Consider the following 20,299-nt stretch of genomic DNA (forward strand, 5'->3'; position numbering starts at 1 on the left):
ATGCGGGCTGAAAAATGATATAGTAAAACTGACTACTATTTTTTCAGTTGAAAGGGCACGCAGCGCCGATGATCTACACAACCTTGCAGCGCTACCAGGTATTGCAGCGAGACTCTGACAATCAGGCCCGCGTAAAGCAGGCAGATGGACAGATAGTGGAGTTGCCCGTTGGGGGACCATATACGGTGGGGGACGCACATGATATTTTGGTGGGGGATATCTGGATCCTGGCCGGACAGAGCAATATGGAGGGGATTGGCGATCTGGTAGATGTCGAATCACCTTCTCCATTTGCGCATTCTTTTCAGTCACGCGAGGAGTGGGCCATCGCGGAAGAGCCATTGCACTGGCTTGGTGAGTCGCCACGTATTGTGCATCATCAGCTCTGGGGGTTCGACAAGGTACCAGATGAAATACCACCCCGTGATCCCCAGCGAACAAAGGGGGCGGGCCTGGGTCTGACCTTCGCGAAGGAGCGCTATATCCGTACCGGAGTGCCCATCGGACTGATTCCAAGCGCGCACGGCGGAACCTCCATGGAGCAGTGGGACCCGGCCAAACGTGATGAGGGCGATGCCTCTCTGTATGGTGCTTTGCTCAAACGTGTGGAGAAGGTGGGTGGCAAGATCGCGGGCGTGCTCTGGTATCAGGGGGAGAGTGATGCCTATCCCGAAGCGACCGAACGGTATCATCAGCGCATGCATACCCTTGTGACAGCCTTGCGTGCTGATCTCCAGGCCCCGGATCTCCCATTTTACTATGTGCAGATTGGCCGATTTATTCGCTCGATTGCAGACCCTGACGCCGATGTGTGCTGGAGTGGGATGCGCGAGGCGCAGCGTACATGGCAGGATATGCTTCCTCATACCGCGATGGTAGCGGCAATCGACCTCGAACTGAACGACTGGATCCATGTTGGCACGCAAGGCTTGAAACGACTTGGTAGACGCCTCGCTGATTGTGTGGATGGCTTACGTTCGCCATATATCTCCTCTGTCGTGCTCGAAAGAGAGCGGGCGCGCATTCGCATCACGTACCGTTATGTGCGTGGGGGTCTGCACGCGCATGGGTTGCCCGGAGGCTTTTCGTTGCGCGATCAACAGGGAGTTGCCATCCCAGCCATCTATAAAACGATTCTGGAAGGGAATGTCATTACCCTGCATCTCACGGAGGAGCCTCTACCTGAAGGCGCGGCCCTCTGGTATGGCTGGGGTGCCGACCCCTACTGCAATATTACCGATGGTGCGGACATGGCTATTCCCGCCTTTGGCCCGTGGCTACTCGCTTGAGCTTAAGCGAATATTTTGTGAATAGAGTGATTGGATATTTTGAGCGGCAAGTCACTAGCATTTAAAGCGGAGTTACTGCTCCAACGTGGCATCCAATTTGAGGCAGTACCTCGCTGGCAGCGCTATGAGACAGGTATCTATTGGGAAGAATATGAGAAGGCCGGCTATGATCCACATCGTAATCTCGAAACGATCACGACCCGTCACCGCGTAAAGATCGACAAAGATCTACCAGTCAAAGACGAGTACGGCGCTTTCATAGGCCATCTCCTGGCTGCCCAGGCTGTTGATGTATAAGCTCCTGCATCGCTCTCCTGAGTGTTTTCGACTCCGTTTTTGATAGCATAGGGGACGCAAGCGAACAGCGTCCCCTATGCTCCAATGTCCAGGAAATGCCTTCTTTGTATATGCCTCCTCTTCTGCGCCTCGCATATTGCCAGTGCAAGTCGTCGGCTACAAGTGCTTGGTGGGTTATTCCAAAGAGAGGTAGCGCTGGATTACCTTCAAATTTTCCTGCCCCGTCCCCTCAACGCTTGTGTAGCCTAATCTGATGAATTCCAGAAAAAAGGCTTTATGTCTGCTCGTCAGGGGTATAGGCCATATGTCAAAATGATGCTTGCGATACCTATCGGTGACGATTCCACGCGCTGTTATGCCATCACGAGCCTCCTGAGGCTTCAACATTAAAGAATTCAACTCAAAAGGCTGGATTTCTTGCATTTTTTGCTCAAAGTGTCGAAGAGCTTCTACTGGGACTGGTGCCATTTGAACGTTTCTTAAATATACTGACTCTTCATTGGTAAATGGTGGAAGTACGCTTTTCTCTCCCAAAGTTTCTATCTGCATGTTACTTAAATATGTGTTCGCTTCATCCGATAGTATTGGAAATTCTTGCATTTCCCTGATCGCAGATAAAATTTCAAAGTATCTTTTCAAATCCCAGATATGAGCGAGGTTGCCGAAGGTTAAGAGCGCATCGGTATCACCAGGTGTGATGTGCAATGGGAGAAAGCAATGTCGATGGAAAGTAGGCTGAAAAATGGCATGATAGATTCGTTCTTCCTGAAGGTTCTCTGATGCTGGACAATAGCCATATGTGGTCAATATATATTCCCAGAGAGTATTTGTTTCTTCCAATCTATTTTCTTTCAAGCTTGTCTCTTTCTTCTGCGAGAGGAAACACAACCAGGATGACGGCAGGATACCGTGATGTGCTCTGGAGATTGGATGGATAGTACACGTCCATCTTTAAGTGCATCCCGCCAACTGTCTTGTAGGTGAGGTCTTTGCGTATCAATACTGCATCTATACCTGATAACGTATAGACGACACGCTTTTGAGTCATTTCTTGTATATCAACCATACGATATTCAAACCTTTCTTCAACTGTAACTACAAACATACCATTCCGATTGCTTCTGCTCATCTTCTACAAGGAAATCCCGCATCAAAGAGCTTGGGCACCCTGGTTATCAGAAGAATATCAAAAATTAAAGTTGAGTAAGAAGTTGGCTTGTACACTGGATGTATGAGCTGGCTTCAATCACCACTAAAAGACTGGTGCCAGCGATGCAGACACTTGCGCGAACAAAGTTGGAGACAAAAGATAGGGAGATTCTGCGTCTGTTACTATCTAGTCCCTTGCAGTTGTTCGCTACATACCTTGAGCCAAAGAAGACAAAAATTAGCGCTATTCGAATACATGTTCGCGATGAAAAGAGTCTCGATATGGCAGAACAGAAATATGCGAGGAGCGATATACCTGTGACCGTCAGTGTCATTAGAGAAGCAAAGCCAGGGAGTGAGGAGCAACTCGAGGAGTGTATTTCGGGCATAGTGCAAGCGGCCATGAAGTTCCCCGGGCATCTGGGTACATCGGTATTCCGCTCAGTATCACCCGATGAACATGAATATCGAATCGTCTACAAGTATAATGGGGGCGGAAAACTGGACAGGGAGATGAGATAAAATAGCAGGAGGGAGAGTACATCCACAAGGAGGCAGATTGTGGCAAGTTCGCCGAAGAAGTACAATAGTGACTTTAAAGTGAAAGTGGCCTTAGAAGCCATCAAGGGACAGAAGACCCTCAACGAGATCTCATCTGAGTATGGAGTTCACACCACTCAAATTACGCAATGGAAAAAGCAAGTGCTTGATGAATTGCCACAGATCTTCGCACGCAACGGTCATGAGCGGGCCAAGAGCGAAGAAGCCTTAATCGCCAACTTGTATCAAGAAATCGGTCAGCTCAAAGTCGAGCTCGATTTCCTGAAAAAAAAATCTGGTCTTTCCCGTTGAGCAGAAGCGGCTCCTCATCGAGCCTGAGCATCCTCACTTGTCGATCGTTCGTCAATGTGAGCTGTTGGGGCTGGCCCGTTCAAGTTACTATTATGAGCCTGTCCCTGAGAGCGAGGAAGATCTTCTCTTGATGCGCTTGCTTGATGAACAGTATACCAGGACGCCTTTTTACGGGAAGCGCAAGATGGTCACTTTTCTTGCCGAGCAAGGATATCAGGTAGACCGCAAACGCGTCAGACGACTCATGCAACGAATGGGGCTAGAGACGATCTATCCCAAACCACGGCTGAGCCGACCTGGCGAACCAAGCGTACGTTATCCGTATCTCTTGAGAGGAGTGAGTATCACCAGCCAAGATCACGTCTGGAGTAGCGATATTACCTACATCCGCCTGGCCCGAGGGTTTGTCTACTTGGTGGCCATCATTGATTGGTTTAGCCGCTACGTCCTGGCCTGGGAGCTCTCAACGACGTTGGACACTGGTTTCTGTGTCGATACGCTTGATCGGGCTCTGGGGGCTGGGCAACCCAAGATTTTCAATACTGACCAGGGGGTTCAGTTTACCAGTCACGAGTTTACCACTCGTCTGCTTCGCTCAAACATTCGCATCAGCTGGGATGGGCGAGGGCGAGCCTTAGATAACGTGTTCGTAGAACGTTTGTGGCGCAGTGTGAAGTATGAGGAAGTTTACCTCAAAGACTACCAAACGGTTTCAGAGGCGAGGAGTGGACTGACTCACTACTTCCAGTTTTACAATCATGAGCGATATCACCAGTCGCTGGACTACAAAACACCTTTTGTGGTGTATCGCTCCAAACATTCGTCATGACTTTTCCATAATGCTGAGTTTACTCTCAAAATTGGCCCATTTCTGTCTAGACAAACGGTACCACCATAAAAGCATCACCCCCTCAGTTGCAAAGACGTGGAAAGAGCAGCAGCACCAGCAACCATTCTCTCCCCCTTCGACCGTGTTGGGGTCGTGCTGGCATCCTTCCACTTCTCTCTCTGCTCCAGCGAACGCGCACTCTAAATTGGAGAGGTTTTCACCCATCACTCACATGCTGCCAGGCTTATCAACCCACCTTTCATCACTTCTTACCCTCTCTTATACGTTCCTACTAATTCGGCTGTTGCAAGCACGTGGCCTTTCAATTTCGCCAATACGTCCTCTTTTTTCATGCCTTCGGGTAACGCTAACCGTGTATCGAGGGCAAAGAGCCGAAAGACATAGTGGTGCGTGCCAGAAGGTGGACATGGTCCTTTATAGCCACGTGTGCCAAAATCGTTGACGCCCTCAGCACCTCCGAGAGAACCCTCCTGTTCCAGGATGTGCTGCGTTGAGGGAGGAAGATCATAGATGAGCCAATGCGTAAACACTTTCATCGGTGCATCCGGATCTTCAACCACCAGGGCGAGACTTTGTGCTTCCCTTGGCACATCGGAAATGGTAAGAGGTGGATGGTGATTAGCTCCATCACAGGTATACTGAGATGGAATCGGTTGACCATGTTCAAAGGCAGGACTGGTGAGCTTCATAGGAGCCTCCTTTTTTCCTGTTGCCAGGCTTGGGGCGGCAAACGTCGTCGTGCTGGTACTCACGATGAATAGCGCCCCCAGGATACTACTAAGGAATAGGATATACACTTGTTTCCAGGCGGCAGAAGTGTTCATGACGATCTTTTCCTCCCGACGGTCCTCCTCCATCCATGCTGATATCCGTCTTCTCGCTGATTTGGACATGGGTGCAGAAACGTACGAACTCCTCTGTAGAACCAACTTCCATTCTGCCTACACGCTCTCGACCAATAGAAAGATGCAGCTTCCGTGATATAGAAGAAATCATGGACAAAATCTACAGATGCTTTCTATCTGTTGTATGATTACAGGGAAATACATACGGAGGTTCTAGCTTGAAGTTTCTTGTTACCGGCGGGGCCGGATATATTGGTAGTGTCATGACCAAGCAACTGGTGGAGGCTAGACATGAGGTCACTGTGCTGGATAACTTCACCAAGGGTCATCACCAGGCAGTGCTGCCCCAGGTCAAACTGGTGGAGGGCGAGTTGCTCAATGCCCAGCGACTCAAAGAGGTCTTCAAGGATGGCTTCGATGGCGTGCTGCATTTCGCGGCCCTCTCGCTGGTGGGCGAGTCGGTGACGCAGCCAGAGCGCTATTATCGTAATAACGTCGTGGGCACACTCAACCTGCTCGACGCCATGCGCGAGGCGGGCGTGAAGCGCCTGGTCTTCTCATCAACGGCGGCTGTCTATGGCGCACCAGAGGAAACTCCCATCCTGGAGACCGCGCAACCCAGACCAACTAATCCCTATGGCGGCTCCAAGCTGGCTGTGGACCAGATGATAGGCTTTGAGGCCGCGGCACATGGCCTGGCTGCTGTCAGCCTGCGTTATTTCAATGTTGCCGGCGCCAGTGGCGAGCTGGGCGAGGTGCATAATCCTGAGACGCACCTGATCCCGCTTGTGCTCCAGGCGGCGGCAGGGACCCGCGAAGCAGTCCAGATCTATGGCACGGACTATCCAACCCCTGATGGTACGGCAATTCGCGACTATATCCATGTCGAGGACCTGGCACGAGCGCATATCCTGGCCCTTACTCATGCCCAGCCAGGGAAACACGAAATCTACAACCTGGGCAACGGCAAGGGCTTTTCGGTCCGCGAGGTCATCGAGACCGCACGTCAGGTGACGGGCAAACCCATCAAGGCTATCGAGACTGATCGGCGCGCGGGCGATCCTCCTGTACTGGTTGCCTCCAGCGAGAAGGCCCAGCACGATCTCGGTTGGAAGCCACAAAAGCCGGAACTGGCGCGCATGATAGCCGATGCCTGGAACTGGCTCCAGACCCATCCCCAGGGTTATCACGATTAATATATGCCATTGGTCTGCTTGCGGGTATTCGTTCGCAACCAGATCAATGGCGTATAATGCGCAAGTGGGAAACAAATTCATTATGGATCGTATTCACGTACAACCACATCCAATATAAGTCCTGCTGGCTCGACAGGCCGTGCGTGCACCTCCTGTATCCACCTTCTCTGATGATGGGTGTTTTTTAGACAGGAGGATATTTACATGTCTTTTTTTAGGCGCTTCGTGCCGGGGCGCTCACTGCTCTCTATGCCAACACTTCGCTGGCTGGTTATCTCGCGCTTCTTCAGTAATTTATTCTTCTACTCGACCACGCTGGTCCTCTTTCAGCAGCAGCGAGGGCTTAATTTTACCGAGATGTTTCTGATGGAGGCGATTCTCTCGGCTAGCATCTGGCTAGCTGACGTTCCAACTAGCATCTGGTCGGAGCGCATTGGCTATTCCAGGATGATTCTGCTTGGGCGCGCTATTGGCCTGGTGGGGATGCTAGTCTTCGTGCTCGCACATGGGTTCTGGCTCTTTGCCTGTGCTGAAGTGCTGGGGGGTGTGGCTTTTGCCTGTGTTTCCGGTTGCGAAAGTGCCCTGGTTTACGCTGCTTTACCTGCTCATGAGAGAAGCAGGCAAGGGGGAGAGGCTTTCGCACTGCTCGCCAGCGCGTCGAGCGCGGGATTCTTTCTAGGCCTGCTGACGGGTAGCTTTCTGGGTGCTGCCAGTCCCTTGCTTGCGGTTATGGCGAGCCTCGTACCCTCCCTGTTCGCGTTCCTTGCGGCATTTCGTATATGGCACTATGCCCCAGCTTCTAGAATTACGGAGAGCAGTGAGCAGGTGCAAGTCAGGCAGGTGTTACAACGTGCCTGGAAGACCGTGCGTTCTCAACCTGTCCTCACGCTCTTGAGCCTGTGGGGGTCAGCGAATTTCGCGCTGACAAATGCAGTCTTCTGGTATAATCAGCCCTACTTTCAACGAGCGGGTATTCCAGTTGCCCTATTTGGGCCGCTAACAGCCGCCGCACTCGGCTTGCAGTTGCTCATTCTCCTACGCCTGGCAGCTATACACAAGCTATTGGGCACACGTCTCTTGCTGGCCTGTTCCTGCTTCTTCCCTGGGCTCTGCTACCTGCTCTTACCATGGGCGACTCATAGCTGGTTATTTACCCTCCTGTTAATCGCGGGCGTGATCATCATTTCCGCCTGGCAGGAGCCTGTGATAGCACAAGAGGTGAATAGGCGTATCGCAGACACTACCAGGGCGACCACGCTCTCCGCGCTCTCCCTGGTTGGCTCGCTGGGGAAAAGTACCCTGGACCCGCTTATAGGGCGCCTGGGAGATAGCGGGCTGGCGTGGGTAGGCATTGGCCTGGGAGGGGCGTTACTTCTCTTGAGTATTGTCGCCCTGCTGCTTCCTCTTCGTTCCCACAGACAAGAGCATGGGCAGTAAGGGTCACAATAGCCAGGAGATGCCTGTCTAGCTATATGTCCCAATTACTTTTTTTCTATGAGCTTACCTGGTGGCCGGTGAGCACCATCACCAGGATAAAGCCAGCATAGAGCACGAGCAGGAAGGCTCCTGTCAAGCGCCCCAGGCGCCCACGCCAGATGAAGCTAAGCAACAGCAAATGAGCCAGGATCATAGCGGGTAGCGAGATCATCAATTGATGGAGATCTACTGGGAGTGGGCGCACCAGGGCTGCCAGGCCAAGGGTAACTAGCAGGTTATAGGCGAACGACCCTAGCACACCACCCACCAGGACCTCCGCTTGCCTCTTACGTGCCGCCGTGATCCCCAGGGCGATCATCTCGCTCGCGGTCGCCAGGGAGACAAGCGTGGCTCCAATAACGTGCTGGCTCAGACCAACAACCTGTGTCAGGGCTTCCGCGCCCCACACGATGGCTGGTCCTCCCAGAGCCATCCCCAGCAAGCCACCCCCAACGAGTCCTAGCGGTCGCCAGAGCTTCTGCCTGGGCACTTGTTGATTGTCATCATCGTCGTCATCTTCACGTTTCTGAAAGCGCTCGATGGCCTGGCGATCTACCCGGAGCAATAACCATGTGTAGCCGACAAAGACAACGAGGAGCAGCAGGCCAGCCAGGCGAGATATAGTTCCCAGAAAAAGCAGACCGATTGGTAGCAGCGAGATAAGGGTGGCAATGACGGCCTGACGACGCAGTTCGCGCCCAAGAACAATGGGAAAGAGGATCGCCGAGAGGCCAAGCGCGATAGTAATCATCGTGAAATTATTACCGAGGATATTGCCCAGCGCGAGCGAGGCATTCCCCTGCCCTGAAGCAATGGCCGCGGTGAGCATCTCCTCCGGCTCCAGCCCTGCCAGGATAATACCCACGACAAAGAGGCTGATGCCAGCCAGACGCGCCACATCGCCAACGCCATCCATAAACCAATCCGCGCCCTTCATAAGGGCAAGCGTTCCTATCCCCAATAGCAGGAGTGCCAATACACCAGTCAACACGCCGTGTTCTCCTCTTCGATCAACTGCTTGCGCAAAGCCATGCGCAGGTCATGGAGCGCCTGAAGCGTTAGCACGCGTTTCAAGTCTTGCATTCCCGCTATGTATTATGTACTGAGTACAACCATATAATTGAAATAGCCTTGCAGGCTATAGACCGCCACATCAATAGTCCAATCACCAGCCAGTTCTCCATAAATCAGGTGCGTATCTATGTTCTCGTGGTATCTTCCCAACTCCAGGTATGCTAACAAGCGCCGCGCCACCTCATAGCTCTCTTTGTGGATATAAAGGTAGGCATCGAGCAACCGCAGTCCCTGTTGCTCCTGGCTATATTGACCTTGAAAGTAGAGGCGTGCTGGCTGCCCCAGCATTCTATCGCTCACCATCATACCTTCTCCTTATAGCGTGTAAGGGTCTGGGCTTTGTGAACATTATAGCCTGCAGCGGTGTGTAGGAGCATGGAGCTATGGGCGTGACGCCTATGAAGAAAGCGTAACACCGACCCGACGCTGTTTATTGAAGCGCAGCATGCGCATTCCCTCGCGGAATCCGTACACGCTGTAGATCCAGGTCGCGATGGCAGTTCCAAGGCCACATACAAGCCACTGCATGTCAATAGTCAATCCACCTGATGTTATAGGTGTTGCTGGGACGGCAAACAGCGCCACAAGCGCGACCAGGCAGGTCCATGAGGCGAGCCAGTAGTCGATGTGCCTGTTAAAGATAAGCGCGAAGGGGTAGAAATGCACGCCAACAATCAGGGCAATGATCGGAATAAGGATCTCAGTATGGCCGATTATATTGCAAATCGCTGATGCAACACCAATGAAAACGCCTTCCAGCCCAAAGGTGATGCCATACCACTTGCCCATATTTCGGCCTTGTGCCTGCTGCTCAGCTGTCGCGACAGGAAATTGCCGCGCTGCGATGAGCAGGTAGATCCCCGCGATAAGCTGTATGATGCCAGTGAGCCACACAAGAGGCGAGAGGAAGGCATTGCCCCAGCCATTCAAGGAACCTACAGCCAGCGAGGCCCAGCCGGTGCTAAAGAAAGCCATCACCAAGACTCCAGATGCGGCTCCAATCATGGCAGCCCTGGGAATAGAGTGATCCTGCACGAAAGGTTTCTCCTTCTACAAATGCACAGCAATTTTTGTTCTGTTTATCCTATCACATATTCTCTCTTTGATGTCTGTGCCTGCTTACTTTCCCTTTGTGCCGCAGGCACGAAGGGGTATGGTGTATGGGAGCAAAAAGATCAGCAGGTGCCAGTCTAAACAGATTGAGCTGGAAGCGCTGATCTATATCTCCTCTGGAAAGGTGAGATGCAAGTCAGCGCTCAAACCGGTGCGCGCTTGGCTACAAAGATTTGAAGTAGGAGAGCCATGTCTCAAACGTTTGAAATCCCACCGACTCATACAAACGCACTGCACCAGTGGGATTAGCCGCATCGACACTAATGTATGCCTTGATCATCCCAAGAGCACGCAGTGTACGCAAATTCTGGAGGAGGAGTGCACGACCAAGTCCAAGGCCACGATGTAATGGATGGGTTCCGAGGCCATCGATAAAGCCAACAACTTCATCATTTCCTTCGCGTTTCATGGGCTCAATGCTGGCAGTACAAAAGCTGGCCAGGGTGCCGTCAGGGGCCACCGCCAGGAGATCGATCTCAGGCCGATAGTTAGGGTCAAGCTTCTCCGCATGCAATTCCTCACTGGTAATTGGGAGGGAGTTCCAGTGTTCTCGAAACGCCACATTATGCAAATCAGTAAAGTCTTCGATATCTGCCAATGTCGCGGTGCGAATCGTGTAGCCACTGGGTACTTCTGGATCTGGTGGAATCTCATGTAGCGCTCGTTTCATGGTGAAGAAATAGCGTTCACGAGTAAAGTTGTTCGCTTCCAGAAACTGAAAACGAGCGGGATGATCCGCACGCGACGCGGTAAACAGACGACATGCACGATCCGTACGCTGCTGCAAGGTCTCCTGCTCAGCCCACTGTAAAGCACTCGCCTCGATACCCTGACCCATGGCTGTTGGCCGAAGGTAATACCAGTACCGGCCTTCTGTCAGACTCTCTGTCTCATTAAAGTGGAGCCGCGCAAACCCTTGCATGTTGCCAGCATCATCAAGCCATACCTGGAATCGTTCGGTAGCCTGGTTTTTTTGGAGCGCGTGGCGATGAAGATCGAGATCAACCGTATCTGCAGTTTCACAAATACGGAGGAGTTCATCAATACGAACAAAATCATCTGGCAACAGAACCAGGCGAGAAATCATCTACAATGCTTCCTTTATCTTCAACCATTTATTCTTGTTTATTGATGAGGTGTGAGGAAACTGTATCACACCAATAAGGAGAAAGGCAAACCATTGGCGCGTGAGAAGCTGAAGTGGTGAATTGTTGACAACTAACGTTAGTTACGTTATGATCCAGGGGAGATGATGTAATGAAACGAGGAAGTTTATGGCTCTTTTTACTGATGCCCTTGTGCAAGAGATCGCGGCCCTGGTCCGCCAGCGTTATCGTGAACTGGGGATGGCGTTGGGTGAGCCGGAGTTGCCTGCGGGTCAGAGGTGGTTGGATGAGGGAAGTTCCCTGTGGCAGGAGCTAGATCTGTTGATACGCATTGCTAATGGAGAGTATGCGCGTATGCGCGCGACCAGGGATGAGATTCAGCGCGCCGAGGTGGCGCTGGGTCACCTCCTGGATCTCCTGTTGGGAAACGCACTGCGCTCCAAAACTAGCTTTCCTGCTGGCTTCTGGCAGACAGATATAGGTATCCTGGTCTCGCGTGTGCGCTGGTGGATCTCGGTCGATGACCTGATTACGATCAGTAATGCGGCTGCACTGGCCTTTGGCGAGAATACCCAGGCCAACCGGATGCGTATTGGGCGAGCGATTGAGAGTGGCTTGCTGGAGTGGATTCCCGATCCCTCTGTGGCTAATCCCCAGCAAAATAAGCGCGTGCTTCGCACCCAGGTGGAGCGCCTGGGTGCTCAACGCCGACTTTTAGAAGAATAAACAGATCGTTGCTTCCAGAAAGGAAAGCCAAACAATTTATGTATCATATTGCCCAGGTCAATATGGCCTACGCCCTCGCGCCGTTGGGCGATCCACGTCTGGCCGCTTTTGCCGCTCAACTAGACCAAATCTACGCGCTTGCCGAGGCCAGTCCGGGCTTTATCTGGCGCTTAAAGGCCGAGGACATTTCTTCATCTTCGCATGATCTGCCCACAGATGAGCGGCTCTTTGCGACTATATCGGTCTGGTCCTCCATCGAGGCACTCAGGGCTTTTACCTATCAGGGGGAACACGTGCAGGTGATGCGTCGCCGGCGAGAATGGTTTGTACCCTTGAAGGGGGCCTACATCGCCCTATGGTGGGTACCAGCAGGACACACACCTGACCTGGCCGAGGTAAAAGAGCGTATGGATTATCTACGCCTGCATGGTCCAACACCCTTTGCCTTCTCCTTTAGCCAAAACTTTCCAGCTCCCGCCACGGAAGGCGACAAGGCCGAAAGCGTTGGAAGGGCGAGCATCAATGAATAAACGAAAAGCTCTTATCAATGAATACAAAGAACGCAAGCGCCGTGGTTGTGTCTATCTGATTACGAATACCACCACAGGGCAGTATATCATAGGCTATAGCGCGAATATAGAGAGCGAGCAGAACAAGTTCCAATTTGGGCAGATGACGGGCGTCGCCTTCCATCCCAAGCTGCGCCAGAACTGGGCGGAGCTACGCGCTCACGCCTTTACATTTAAGATATTGGAAGAGTTGGAACAAAAGCCCGGCCAGAGCCATGAAGCCTTTATGGACGATTTGCAAGCGCTTGAACAACTCTATCGTGCTACCCTTGACCCTGCACAAGAATATTGACTTCGCCTATGGTAGGAAGTAGTGGCGTGCATTGCGGTCACTACCGTGATGCACGCCACTACTTCCTACCCCCGTCCAGGGTTACTTATCGTGTGCTGCTGTCCCATTGCTGCTGTATCCGATGATAGAAGGCGGTTGGGTCAGCCGCCAGCGCGGCCTTGATCTCATGGCTCGGTTTGTCGGCAAGGACTTCCTCGCGGTCAGCAAGAATGCCCTCAATAGTAGCCTGAGCGATGTCTTGAGGCCGAGACTTGGGGCCTGGAAAGGAGGAGGCCAGCTCGGTGTCGATAAAGCCGGCGTGGACGCCGGTGACCAGCGTTCCTTGGGCTCGCAACTCTGTACGTATACTATTAGTGATAGACCAGGCAGCCGCCTTGGACGCGCTGTAGGAGCCAAGAACGGGATTCGAGAACCAGCTCACGACAGAAAGCATATTGACGAGAGCGCCACCTCCATTCTGTTTAAGGATTGGGGCAAATGCCCGGCTTATGGCCAGCGTTCCCAGGTAGTTCGTCTCTATCTCCTGGCGCGCTTCATCTATTGACGTAGGCGCAGCATGAGAGTTTACATACGCAACGCCCGCATTGTTGATCAGAATATTGACGTCCTGGTAAGCTTGTGCGGCTGCCTCGATATCCTCCACGCTGGTCACGTCGAGCTGGATTGGCTGAATACGGGGATCATCTGTCCCTATAAGCTTCCTGGCGCCAACATACACTTTGCTTGCTCCCGCGTCAAGCAAGGCCTGAACAAAGGCTTTCCCCAGTCCACGATTACCACCAGTCACTAGAGCGATTGAACCTTCGATTTGCATAGCCGTTTCCCTTTTGTAACTAATCACACTATCGATCTAACTTACCCTCATGTTGGAATAATTATTCCAACATGAGGGTAAAAAAATTTAGTCAAAGACAGACAGAGTTGTGCGCGCGATGTTCTGGAGTACCTCACGCTCAACGTTAGCGCGTGCGAGCACGCGAATGCTGATTAGAGCACCAAGCAGAAAATGGGCGAATTGATGTGGATCATATGTCCAGGCAAGTTCGCCTGCCGCCTGTGCTTTGATGAGAAGGCGGTAGAAGGCCTCTTCCATAACTTTGTAGGCGGCCTGCACACGCGTGCGTACATCGGGATCATGAGGCGCCAATTCAACGCTGGCGTTGACCAGGAAGCAGCCACGATGTTTGGGATCATTGAGCAACATATCGATATATGTTTGAAAAATGCTCGCCAGAACCTCACGCAACGGTCCCGATTGCTGACGAAAGGCCTCTATTTGTCCCTGGTTTCGGGCGCAATAGCGATCCAGTGCGGCCAGGTATAATGAGTGTTTATCGCCAAACGTATCGTAAAGGCTTCCACGCCCGATACCCGTGTGTGCCACCAGGTCCTCGACCGATGAGCCTTCATATCCCCGCTCCCAGAACAGGTCCATTGCCTGTTGCAGTGCCTGCTCCGGTTGAAATGCTTTCTTGCCTGCCATAGTCCTGTCTCTGCTTCCTCCTTCTCTTAATGGTAAGTATAAACCATGTTGGAATGAAAAGTCAAGGATTCGATGAATCTTCGCGCTTATGGCTCTCACAGGCAGGGAAAGTCGAGGCGTGGGTTGGGCAAACCCGATCCGCACCTCGGCTTTTCCTACAAGCTTTGTGGTTCCTTCCGCGTGATCGTAATGAGTTGCTGATAGAGGGCCTTATTACTGGTCAGGTCGGCCAGGGTGTATTTGTCGAGGACGCTGAGAAAAGCGGCGAGCGCCTCCTGCAAGGCGGTGCGGAGGTTGCAGACAGGCGTGATGACGCAGCAATTGTGCTCGCTATCAAAGCATTCCACCAGAAAAAAATCTTCCTCTGTCTGTCGTACCACCTCGCCGATGCGGATATCAACAGGCTTGCGCGCCAGCCGCATGCCACCGTTACGTCCTCGGATTGTTTCAATATAGCCAAGCTTGCCCAGCTTATGCACGATCTTCATCAGGTGGTTGCTAGAGATGGCGTAGGTATCGGCGATGTCCTGAATGTTTGCTAGCTGGGTATCAGGGTAGGCCGCCAGGTAGAGCAAGACACGGAGAGCGTAATCAGTGTGATAGGTCAGGCGCATGCAGCATCTCCTTCCACCGAGCTAAGGACCATAATGGGGATAATCGTCAGTGTATTATACTCTTCATGACTTTCTATTACTATCCTTGCGATGTGCCGATATAAAGATGTATATTGCATATATCTTTAAGCAAGCAAAGGAAGTATATAACCTATGACGCAAACTGCCACGTTGAGTGGGAATGATATCGCTATCGCTAAATCGCTGGTTCCGGCTCTGAAAGAGCATGGCAAGGAAATTACCACGATCTTTTATGCCACCCTGTTTCGAGATTATCCTGAGCTACTAAATATATTCAACCATAATAATCAGCGTGCAGGGCTGCAACAGGAGGCGCTCGCGACAGCGGTCTATGAGGCTGTTGCCAACCTGGATCACCTGGAAAATATCTTGCCGGTCGTGAAGCACATCGCGCATAAACACTGTAGCCTGGGCGTGCAGCCAGAACACTATCCCATTGTTGGCGAGTACCTGACTATGGCGGTGCAGCAGGTGTTAGGAGAGCAGGCCACACCCGAGATTCTCTCGATCTGGAAGCGGGCCTATAACGTCATCGCCGATGCCTTCATCCAGCTTGAGCAGGAGATCTATCGCCAGGGAGCGGAGCAGCCAGGCGGCTGGAGCGGCTTCAAGAGCTTTGTGGTCAAGCGCAAAGAGCAGGAGGGCGAGGGTCTGATCGCGCTCTATCTAGAGCCAGAGGATGGCGAGACCTTGCCTGCCTATGAGCCTGGACAATATGTATGCGTGCGCGCACAGATAGATAAATTCTACCACCTGCGTCAGTATAGTTTGACTGAGGCGCCCGGCAAAAAGCACTTCCGCATCGGTGTCAAGCGCGAGGGACAGGAGGGAAGCCATGCGGGGAAGGTCTCCAGCTACCTGCATGAGCAGGCTTCCCAGGGCGATGTGCTTGAACTGAGCTGTCCAGGCGGCGTTTTTACTTTGGACCATACATTACCTCGACCTGTTGTCTTGCTAGGTGCGGGCATTGGCATTACGCCGCTCCTCTCTATGCTCTATACGCTACGCGAGCGACAGCCTGAGCGCACAGCAGTACTTGGCTACGCGGTACGCAATGGAGAATACCACGCCTTTGCTGATGAAATCGCCCACCTGGTGCGCGACAACGAACAGGTAAGCGCAACCATCTTCTATGAACAGCCAGCCGTAGAGGATGAGCAGGTCGGACGTTTTGATCGCGCCGGTCGTATAGACGCAGCCTGGTTGCAGGAGCAGGTATCCTTGGACTCCGAAGTCTACCTCTGTGGTCCCCATGGCTTTATGCAAGGCATCCTTACCACACTACTCAAACAGGGACTCAAGCCAGAGCAACTCCACTACGAGATCTTTGGTCCCGCCCTGGCCTTCGCCGTCCCCCAGGAGTAGTTAACGCTATACGCATGTTGTTTTTTAGGTCCCTGGTTACTGTGGCTACGGCTACCAGGCCGTAGCCACAGTAACCAGGGCAAGCGCCGCAGGCGCGAGCAGCACCCATCTCCAATGTGCGATACTAAAGCACATCAGCAATAGAATGAGGAGCACATTAGAGATGAGCACAATCACCGAGAAGACAATCAACCTGAAGGATGGCCGGGTGGCAACTATTCGTTCGGCTACCCCGAGAGATGCCGCAAAGATTTTAACACTGGTTCACGCCAACCTTGAGGAGGGCGAGTTCGTGCTGAGCACTCCGGAAGATTTCCGCATGACGCAGGAGATGGAGGAGGCCTGGATCCAAAACAATCTCGATGATCCCTGCAAACTCGTCATCATCGCCGAGTACGAGGGCGGAGTACTTGGTATGCTTAACTTCGCCAATGGTGCACGCAAGCGCATCGCGCACCAGGGCGAATTCAGCATGAGCGTGGCCAAAACCGTACGCGATCAAGGGATTGGCCGCGCCTTGCTCTCGACGCTGCTCAGCTGGGCCAGGGAACAGCCCACAATCGAGAAGGTCGAGTTGCAAGTCTTCGCGAATAACGCACGCGCCATTGCTCTTTATACCTCGCTTGGCTTCAAAGAAGAGGGCCGCTTGAGTGGCCGCATCAAGATGGCCCCTGGTGTCTATATCGATACTATCGAAATGGGACAATGGGTCAAGGAGCGATAAGGCTTCTCTAGCAAGAAGAAAAAGAGCAAATGGAACGCAACTATGTCGCGTCGGCTGCGAGACGGTGCTGTCCGCAGATAACACACTGGAACAGATATCCCTGAAAGGGGCTGCCGTCTCCCCATTGCTCTAACTGTGCCAGCGAGATCCCAAACCTCGCTGTAATTGTTACCAGGTCCTCTGCTAATTCTTCAGCCAGGAGACCTAGCTCCTTCCAATGTATATACCGTTGCTAAAATCTAGAACTATCTTGAACAAGGCCCAACTATCCACACAATCGAAGGAAAACAGCTTTGGGCTGTGACGATTGAAGGAAGGCAGAAGCCACCCAGCCAGGATAGTACCAGATCTTTCCCCGCAAGGTGCGGGCGGGTGTCTCTCCCGTCGGCGGCAACAGCAACGCCGAACCCATTCCGGTATACGAAACGGGCTTGACCCTGGGGTCAGAGATGGAGCAAGACTTCGCCTTGCCTACGTGTTTCATGTGAGCCAGATATGCCACGCCCAGTCTCGCAATGTTGACCGACGCACAATAATCCCGATCACCGTTATACTGACAGGCCTCACAAGCCATCCACCGCCCCCACTTCACCGTTTCACGACGATCACTGGGGAACGATACGTTTTTGCCGTGATCCCGCAGCGGGGGCAGGTATGACTGGTTCCTCGTGGTTGCGCTGTACGGAACCGCACGCCCAGAAGATGACATTTATAACGAAGGATCCTCCAGATTTCCCCGCGGACGGTCGAGTTATTGCGATAGTGGCGCCAGCGCCCCCGGACGCCTTTCCCTCGCCCGGTGGTTTTGAGGGTTTTCAACGATTCCATCGAGAGCAGCGAGCAGCCATGGATCTGACACAACAGCAGCAAGACGTTACTTGCCAGATGCGCCACCGCTCGATTGCGCCGCTCATATTTGCCCCAGCAGCGCTCGATCTCGCGCCGATAGAGCTCGAGGCGCTCCTGGTACCAGGCGCGTTTGGGATGGGCTTCTGGCAAGGCATCTCGTTCCTGCTCAAAGGCCGCGACCTTCTTCTTGAGTTCATCAATCTGGCGCCGCGTGCGGGCTTGTTTGCCATCAAGGCCGCCCGTGTCCAGGAAGAATGGCCTGCCAACTTGCTCACTGTGTTCATTGATGGCAGTCGCTGTCAAGAGGGTATGCACACCCCAGTCCACGCCTAAGACGCATTCAACCTGTTCCCAGGTGGGCAAGGCTGTTTTTTCGACCTCGATGATGAAGTCGAGCACGGCAAAGCGCTCACCATCGGCTCGGCGCTCTTCGCGCAGCGTGGGAGCCATGAGCTTCCCGTCGGAAAGACGCTCTTTGAGGCAAGCAGGTAACGCAATGAGGGTCTCCTTTTTGCGCCAGCGCCACACCCCCATCTCGTCAGGGGAGCGGAAGCGAAACCGAGCCATCCCTGCATCTGCGTCAAGAGCCAGCCGATAGGCCTGGCCTTTGGCCCCACCATCGTCTCCTGCATAGGTCAGCAGACCAACGTGTAACAAGGGGATGGGTTGCAATTCTTCATAGGAAGAGGGGAAACGATCATGCTGCAAGAAAAAATTGCAGGCTTGCTCGACCACATTTTGTAGGGTGACAAAGCTGGTTTCATCCTCATCGAGGCTCTGCTGCAAGGCCGTAATGGCTTCTTTGATGGCTGGACGGTTTTTGCCTGCTGGGCGCCTCTCCGTTTTGGGGCGAATGAAGCCATCGGAGAGAATGGGAGCGACGAGGGTAAAGACTTTTTTGCGCTCGGCCTGCGCCCGCAGCAAGCGCCCGACGACCTCGCTCTCGCAGCGCCATTGACGATCACCATGCGGCAACGGGCTTGCGATGTACTTGCCAACCTGCTTCCAGGCAGGCCCTTCACGCTCATCCCCAAACGCGTCGAGGCAGGGCCAGAGGATCGTCAGTGCCACATTGACGACGGCCTTACTGGCGTCAAGGAGGCGAAGCGCATCGGCCTGGGCTTCGTCAGGCAACCGCACATCATAGGTCAGGGGCTGGTGGGTACGGTTGGTACGCATCGTTCCTCCTCCTCTTGCGAACATTTGTCCTCATGAAGAGAAGTATAACAGGAAAAGCATGTACTTACAACTGTTTTGGGCTTCTTTGAAGCGGCTATAGATAGTTGCAGAAGTACATGATAGTTATAGCTTTTTGACAACTGTCTAAACCCCTACAAATGCGCAGAAGTTGTTGTGATGACTGAGCCAGATTTCCTGCTGCCAACCATTATAACCAGGTGTTCGATGCGCTAACTCATCTCGACATTCCGGAGCTGCATCCTCGCACGAGGCCACATCCTGGAACTCTCCATGGTACATTGTGGCCGCCAGGCCGCTCTGTATGCACCAGGGACAGATGCCCTTGACCCGCTCTTCAGCATAAAATGGGCCAACATAGACATATGCGCGAACTTGCTGGCATATCGGGCAGGTCGTTTGACGCCGTTGAATCATTCCTGTAGCTAAAGGGTCTGGATGATATTTGAAGAAGGGCAGGGGTAAGTCATCGTGCCTATCCATAAAGCTATACGACCCCTTTTTTCGCACATTGTATCATATCCCTCTTGACAATCTAATGATGTTAGACTAGAATGTAAACATATTCAACAAATACCTACTCGTGAAAGATATAGAGGGAGTGATATCCATGGCGCCGAGAGCGGGTCTAGAGTATGACGCTATTGTGAAGGCCGCGGCAACGTTGGCGGATGAGCATGGACTACACATGGTGACTATGGCGATGCTGGCCGCACACCTGGGTGTGCGCACACCAACGCTCTATCACTATTTTACTGGCCTGGCAGGCTTGCAGCGGGCCCTGGCACTATGGGGATTACAGGAAATGACAGAGCAACTGGGGCAGGCGGTAATGGGGAAGGCGGGGGATGATGCAGTGGTCGCGCTCGCCCATACTCTGCGCGACTTTGGCAGGACGCGTCCTGGCCTCTATGAAGCGACCGCTCGCGCTCCCGAACCAGGCGATGCCGAGTGGCAGGAAGCCGGTCGCAGGGTAGTAGAGATCGCCTTGCGAGCGCTGGGAGCCTACACGCTGAGCCAGGAGGACGCTCTGCACGCAGTCCGTATGGTGCGCAGCCTCGTCCATGGTTGCGTTACTTTGGAGACCGCAGGCGGCTTTGGTCTCCCTCTGGATGTGGACGAAACGTTTAAACGTTTGCTTGATCTACTTTTACACGATCTGCATACACGTCAGGGCAGTGGAAAATAAAGCTTGTAAACCAGGCAAAAGAA

24 protein-coding genes are annotated in these 20,299 nt (G+C 52.9%); 12 read left to right on the forward strand and 12 right to left on the reverse strand.

From position 1 onward, the window contains the following. The first annotated feature begins 68 nt into the window (after window positions 1–68). Window positions 69–1,289, forward strand: a complete 1,221-nt coding sequence (locus JMJ04_RS28685) for a sialate O-acetylesterase (protein ID WP_201373835.1) — start codon at window positions 69–71, stop codon at window positions 1,287–1,289. Window positions 1,290–1,328: 39 nt separating this feature from the next. Next, window positions 1,329–1,586 (forward strand): hypothetical protein, encoded by a 258-nt coding sequence (locus JMJ04_RS28690; protein ID WP_201373836.1) that lies wholly within the window; start codon window positions 1,329–1,331, stop codon window positions 1,584–1,586. Window positions 1,587–1,760: 174 nt separating this feature from the next. On the opposite strand, the gene JMJ04_RS28695 is transcribed toward JMJ04_RS28690, so the two are convergent. Further along, entirely contained in the window at window positions 1,761–2,441 is a 681-nt protein-coding gene (locus JMJ04_RS28695) for a hypothetical protein (RefSeq protein ID WP_201373837.1), read from the reverse strand. Next, window positions 2,428–2,691, reverse strand: a complete 264-nt coding sequence (locus tag JMJ04_RS28700) for a hypothetical protein (RefSeq protein ID WP_201373838.1) — start codon at window positions 2,689–2,691, stop codon at window positions 2,428–2,430. The genes JMJ04_RS28695 and JMJ04_RS28700 overlap by 14 nt, the downstream gene beginning before the upstream one ends. Before the next feature lie 326 nt (window positions 2,692–3,017). On the opposite strand from JMJ04_RS28700, the gene JMJ04_RS28705 reads away from it, so the two are divergent. Together JMJ04_RS28705 and JMJ04_RS28710 are read left to right on the forward strand one after the other, a co-directional pair. Then, on the forward strand, window positions 3,018–3,257 hold the full coding sequence (locus JMJ04_RS28705) for a putative antibiotic biosynthesis monooxygenase (protein ID WP_201373839.1): 240 nt from the start codon (window positions 3,018–3,020) through the stop codon (window positions 3,255–3,257). A gap of 39 nt (window positions 3,258–3,296) precedes the next feature. Next, a protein-coding gene (locus tag JMJ04_RS28710; RefSeq protein WP_420799497.1) for an IS3 family transposase occupies window positions 3,297–4,416 on the forward strand; the annotation gives its coding sequence in 2 pieces (ribosomal slippage) (window positions 3,297–3,571 and window positions 3,570–4,416; 1,122 coding nt in all). Between the two features lie 269 nt (window positions 4,417–4,685). Here the strand turns inward: JMJ04_RS28710 and JMJ04_RS28715 are convergent. Then, window positions 4,686–5,261: a YbhB/YbcL family Raf kinase inhibitor-like protein gene (locus tag JMJ04_RS28715; RefSeq protein WP_201373840.1), complete on the reverse strand. Its 576-nt coding sequence runs from the start codon at window positions 5,259–5,261 to the stop codon at window positions 4,686–4,688. 239 nt (window positions 5,262–5,500) lie between these two features. Between JMJ04_RS28715 and galE the strand changes: the two genes are divergently transcribed. Both galE and JMJ04_RS28725 read left to right on the forward strand, forming a co-directional pair. Beyond that, a complete protein-coding gene (gene galE, locus JMJ04_RS28720; RefSeq protein ID WP_201373841.1) occupies window positions 5,501–6,478 on the forward strand; it encodes a UDP-glucose 4-epimerase GalE in 978 nt (325 codons plus the stop codon). 204 nt (window positions 6,479–6,682) lie between these two features. Beyond that, window positions 6,683–7,915, forward strand: coding sequence for an MFS transporter (locus tag JMJ04_RS28725; protein WP_201373842.1), 1,233 nt, complete (start codon window positions 6,683–6,685; stop codon window positions 7,913–7,915). A 55-nt stretch (window positions 7,916–7,970) separates the two neighbouring features. Here the strand turns inward: JMJ04_RS28725 and JMJ04_RS28730 are convergent, their stop codons facing one another. The 4 genes from JMJ04_RS28730 to JMJ04_RS28745 all read right to left on the reverse strand — a co-directional run bounded on the left by JMJ04_RS28730 (window position 7,971) and on the right by JMJ04_RS28745 (window position 11,228). Further along, complete coding sequence (locus JMJ04_RS28730; protein ID WP_201373843.1) at window positions 7,971–8,945, reverse strand: sodium:calcium antiporter; 975 nt, start codon at window positions 8,943–8,945, stop codon at window positions 7,971–7,973. 104 nt (window positions 8,946–9,049) lie between these two features. Beyond that, entirely contained in the window at window positions 9,050–9,334 is a 285-nt protein-coding gene (locus tag JMJ04_RS28735) for a hypothetical protein (protein WP_201373844.1), read from the reverse strand. A 90-nt stretch (window positions 9,335–9,424) separates the two neighbouring features. After that, window positions 9,425–10,063: a hypothetical protein gene (locus JMJ04_RS28740; protein ID WP_201373845.1), complete on the reverse strand. Its 639-nt coding sequence runs from the start codon at window positions 10,061–10,063 to the stop codon at window positions 9,425–9,427. Between the two features lie 241 nt (window positions 10,064–10,304). Further along, window positions 10,305–11,228, reverse strand: a complete 924-nt coding sequence (locus JMJ04_RS28745; protein ID WP_201373846.1) for a GNAT family N-acetyltransferase — start codon at window positions 11,226–11,228, stop codon at window positions 10,305–10,307. Window positions 11,229–11,415: 187 nt separating this feature from the next. Here JMJ04_RS28745 and JMJ04_RS28750 point away from each other — a divergent pair, with 187 nt between their 5' ends. From JMJ04_RS28750 to JMJ04_RS28760, 3 genes are read left to right on the forward strand one after another with little or no spacing between them, the layout of a single operon-like run. After that, window positions 11,416–11,973, forward strand: a complete 558-nt coding sequence (locus tag JMJ04_RS28750) for a hypothetical protein (protein ID WP_201373847.1) — start codon at window positions 11,416–11,418, stop codon at window positions 11,971–11,973. Window positions 11,974–12,011: 38 nt separating this feature from the next. After that, window positions 12,012–12,503 (forward strand): DUF3291 domain-containing protein, encoded by a 492-nt coding sequence (locus JMJ04_RS28755; RefSeq protein ID WP_201373848.1) that lies wholly within the window; start codon window positions 12,012–12,014, stop codon window positions 12,501–12,503. Further along, on the forward strand, window positions 12,496–12,834 hold the full coding sequence (locus JMJ04_RS28760; RefSeq protein WP_201373849.1) for a GIY-YIG nuclease family protein: 339 nt from the start codon (window positions 12,496–12,498) through the stop codon (window positions 12,832–12,834). The genes JMJ04_RS28755 and JMJ04_RS28760 overlap by 8 nt, the downstream gene beginning before the upstream one ends. An 85-nt stretch (window positions 12,835–12,919) precedes the next feature. On the opposite strand, the gene JMJ04_RS28765 is transcribed toward JMJ04_RS28760, so the two are convergent. The 3 genes from JMJ04_RS28765 to JMJ04_RS28775 form a co-directional block, all read right to left on the reverse strand. Further along, window positions 12,920–13,648, reverse strand: coding sequence for an SDR family oxidoreductase (locus JMJ04_RS28765; RefSeq protein ID WP_201373850.1), 729 nt, complete (start codon window positions 13,646–13,648; stop codon window positions 12,920–12,922). Between the two features lie 87 nt (window positions 13,649–13,735). Then, entirely contained in the window at window positions 13,736–14,317 is a 582-nt protein-coding gene (locus tag JMJ04_RS28770) for a TetR/AcrR family transcriptional regulator (protein WP_201373851.1), read from the reverse strand. A gap of 155 nt (window positions 14,318–14,472) precedes the next feature. Next, window positions 14,473–14,931, reverse strand: a complete 459-nt coding sequence (locus JMJ04_RS28775; protein ID WP_201373852.1) for an Rrf2 family transcriptional regulator — start codon at window positions 14,929–14,931, stop codon at window positions 14,473–14,475. 153 nt (window positions 14,932–15,084) lie between these two features. Between JMJ04_RS28775 and hmpA the strand changes: the two genes are divergently transcribed. Continuing rightward, entirely contained in the window at window positions 15,085–16,317 is a 1,233-nt protein-coding gene (gene hmpA, locus JMJ04_RS28780; protein WP_201373853.1) for an NO-inducible flavohemoprotein, read from the forward strand. Window positions 16,318–16,480: 163 nt separating this feature from the next. Beyond that, a complete protein-coding gene (locus JMJ04_RS28785) occupies window positions 16,481–17,041 on the forward strand; it encodes a GNAT family N-acetyltransferase (RefSeq protein WP_201373854.1) in 561 nt (186 codons plus the stop codon). A gap of 588 nt (window positions 17,042–17,629) precedes the next feature. Here the strand turns inward: JMJ04_RS28785 and JMJ04_RS28795 are convergent. Together JMJ04_RS28795 and JMJ04_RS28800 are read right to left on the reverse strand one after the other, a co-directional pair. Then, window positions 17,630–19,069: a transposase gene (locus JMJ04_RS28795; protein ID WP_236038450.1), complete on the reverse strand. Its 1,440-nt coding sequence runs from the start codon at window positions 19,067–19,069 to the stop codon at window positions 17,630–17,632. 144 nt (window positions 19,070–19,213) lie between these two features. After that, window positions 19,214–19,570, reverse strand: coding sequence for a CbrC family protein (locus JMJ04_RS28800; RefSeq protein WP_201373855.1), 357 nt, complete (start codon window positions 19,568–19,570; stop codon window positions 19,214–19,216). A gap of 127 nt (window positions 19,571–19,697) precedes the next feature. On the opposite strand from JMJ04_RS28800, the gene JMJ04_RS28805 reads away from it, so the two are divergent. Further along, window positions 19,698–20,276: a TetR/AcrR family transcriptional regulator gene (locus JMJ04_RS28805; protein WP_201373856.1), complete on the forward strand. Its 579-nt coding sequence runs from the start codon at window positions 19,698–19,700 to the stop codon at window positions 20,274–20,276. Window positions 20,277–20,299: the final 23 nt, after the last annotated feature.

The sequence above is a fragment of the Ktedonobacter robiniae genome (assembly GCF_016587375.1).
In the GTDB taxonomy this organism is placed as follows: domain Bacteria; phylum Chloroflexota; class Ktedonobacteria; order Ktedonobacterales; family Ktedonobacteraceae; genus Ktedonobacter; species Ktedonobacter robiniae.

Excerpts from the sequence above, each read along its gene's own strand:
- JMJ04_RS28685 (WP_201373835.1), top strand. The coding sequence starts at position 69 with ATGATCTACACAACCTTGCAGCGCTACCAGGTATTGCAGCGAGACTCT.
- JMJ04_RS28700 (WP_201373838.1), bottom strand. The coding sequence starts at position 2,691 with ATGTTTGTAGTTACAGTTGAAGAAAGGTTTGAATATCGTATGGTTGAT.
- JMJ04_RS28705 (WP_201373839.1), top strand. The coding sequence starts at position 3,018 with ATGGCAGAACAGAAATATGCGAGGAGCGATATACCTGTGACCGTCAGT.
- JMJ04_RS28715 (WP_201373840.1), bottom strand. The coding sequence starts at position 5,261 with ATGAACACTTCTGCCGCCTGGAAACAAGTGTATATCCTATTCCTTAGT.
- JMJ04_RS28725 (WP_201373842.1), top strand. The coding sequence starts at position 6,683 with ATGTCTTTTTTTAGGCGCTTCGTGCCGGGGCGCTCACTGCTCTCTATG.
- JMJ04_RS28735 (WP_201373844.1), bottom strand. The coding sequence starts at position 9,334 with ATGATGGTGAGCGATAGAATGCTGGGGCAGCCAGCACGCCTCTACTTT.
- JMJ04_RS28745 (WP_201373846.1), bottom strand. The coding sequence starts at position 11,228 with ATGATTTCTCGCCTGGTTCTGTTGCCAGATGATTTTGTTCGTATTGAT.
- JMJ04_RS28750 (WP_201373847.1), top strand. The coding sequence starts at position 11,416 with ATGGCTCTTTTTACTGATGCCCTTGTGCAAGAGATCGCGGCCCTGGTC.
- JMJ04_RS28755 (WP_201373848.1), top strand. The coding sequence starts at position 12,012 with ATGTATCATATTGCCCAGGTCAATATGGCCTACGCCCTCGCGCCGTTG.
- JMJ04_RS28760 (WP_201373849.1), top strand. The coding sequence starts at position 12,496 with ATGAATAAACGAAAAGCTCTTATCAATGAATACAAAGAACGCAAGCGC.
- JMJ04_RS28765 (WP_201373850.1), bottom strand. The coding sequence starts at position 13,648 with ATGCAAATCGAAGGTTCAATCGCTCTAGTGACTGGTGGTAATCGTGGA.
- JMJ04_RS28770 (WP_201373851.1), bottom strand. The coding sequence starts at position 14,317 with ATGGCAGGCAAGAAAGCATTTCAACCGGAGCAGGCACTGCAACAGGCA.
- JMJ04_RS28775 (WP_201373852.1), bottom strand. The coding sequence starts at position 14,931 with ATGCGCCTGACCTATCACACTGATTACGCTCTCCGTGTCTTGCTCTAC.
- hmpA (WP_201373853.1), top strand. The coding sequence starts at position 15,085 with ATGACGCAAACTGCCACGTTGAGTGGGAATGATATCGCTATCGCTAAA.
- JMJ04_RS28785 (WP_201373854.1), top strand. The coding sequence starts at position 16,481 with ATGAGCACAATCACCGAGAAGACAATCAACCTGAAGGATGGCCGGGTG.
- JMJ04_RS28795 (WP_236038450.1), bottom strand. The coding sequence starts at position 19,069 with ATGCGTACCAACCGTACCCACCAGCCCCTGACCTATGATGTGCGGTTG.
- JMJ04_RS28800 (WP_201373855.1), bottom strand. The coding sequence starts at position 19,570 with ATGGATAGGCACGATGACTTACCCCTGCCCTTCTTCAAATATCATCCA.
- JMJ04_RS28805 (WP_201373856.1), top strand. The coding sequence starts at position 19,698 with ATGGCGCCGAGAGCGGGTCTAGAGTATGACGCTATTGTGAAGGCCGCG.